We start from the raw sequence: 1,260 nt of genomic DNA, 5'->3' as shown, positions 1-1,260 counted from the left end.
GCCCGGTGGCGTGGGGCTCGCAGGGAGCTCTGACGGCGGAGCCCCTTTCCTTGACGGACGGGACAGGCTCGTCCGGTGGGGGCGGGTGGTGGTCGAGCCGGTGGCGCTGGCGCTCTTCCGGGGGGACGCGGATCCGGCTCCCCCGGCTCGGCGGCCGACGATGCGGGTGCCGCGCGCGTTGGGGGCGCTGCTGCCGTCCGGGAGGGTCGGCCTCGTGCAGGTGGCCGACATCGCACTGGCGGTGGTCCTCTACGGGATCACCGTCTCCACGGTGGTCAACTGGAACGCGCGAGTTCCCGGGCAGCCGGTCGGCGAGAGCCTGGTCCATCTGACCGCCGTCGGCGTCGCCCTGCCCTTGGCGCTGCGCGACCGCCGGCCGCTGGCCGCGTGGCGGGTCGCGGCCGTGCTGCTGCCGGTCGTCATCTGGGTGACCATCCGGCTCGACGGCGCCACGCCACCGTATCCGGCGCCGCTGATCATCGCGTACCTGCTGGTCCTCTACTCGGTCGCCGTGCGCTGCGAGCGCCGTATCACCATGTCCGTCTGGGCCGTCACGGTGCTGACCGCGTGGATCGTCAACCCCAACTCGATGGCGCTGGTGACCCTCGGGGTGTCGGTGGCGGTGGTGTTCGGCTACAACGTCCGCGTACGCCGCTCGGCGACGGCCCGGCTCGTCGAGGAGGAACGCCGTACCCGGCAGGCCGAGGGCGCCCAGGCCGTGCTGGAGGAGCGGGCCCGCATCGCGCGGGAGTTGCACGACGTGGTGGCGCACCACATGTCGGTGATCGCGATCCAGGCGGAGGCGGTGCCGCTGAAGGCGGCGGGCGACGCCGCGCAGCTTGAGGCCGGGCTGGCCGAGATCCGGCAGCTGTCGCTGGAGGCGATCGCGGAGCTGCGCCAGGTCCTCGGCGTGCTGCGCGATCCGGAGGGCCGCGCCGACACCGCCCCGCAACCGGGGCTCGACCGGATCGACGAGTTGGTCGCCAACGCCCGCGCCGCCGGGCTGGCGGTGCTCGTCAAACGGTCCGGCTCGCTGGAGGGGCTGCCGCCGGCCGTGGGGTTGTCGGCGTACCGGATCGTGCAGGAGTCGCTGTCCAACGTGATGCGCCACGCGCCGGGGGCGGGTGTCGCCGTCGACCTCGGCCGCAGCGACGGCGAGCTGGTGCTGCACATCGTCAACGGACCCGGCACGGGGGCGGTCGCCGAACCCGGCGCCGTGCCCGGAAGCGGGGGCGGCGGCCGAGGGACCGGGCACGGGGG

1 protein-coding gene is annotated in these 1,260 nt (G+C 74.7%); it reads left to right on the top strand.

Going from position 1 to position 1,260, the window contains the following annotated elements:
- Window positions 1-85: 85 nt before the first annotated feature.
- Window positions 86-1,260: sensor histidine kinase (locus C1J01_RS53400; protein ID WP_111185830.1), on the top strand; the 1,175-nt coding region annotated here is incomplete at its 3' end.

Origin of the sequence: Nonomuraea aridisoli (assembly GCF_003236395.1) — a bacterium.
GTDB lineage: Bacteria > Actinomycetota > Actinomycetes > Streptosporangiales > Streptosporangiaceae > Nonomuraea > Nonomuraea aridisoli.
This window is presented reverse-complemented; position numbering and strand designations above follow the sequence as displayed.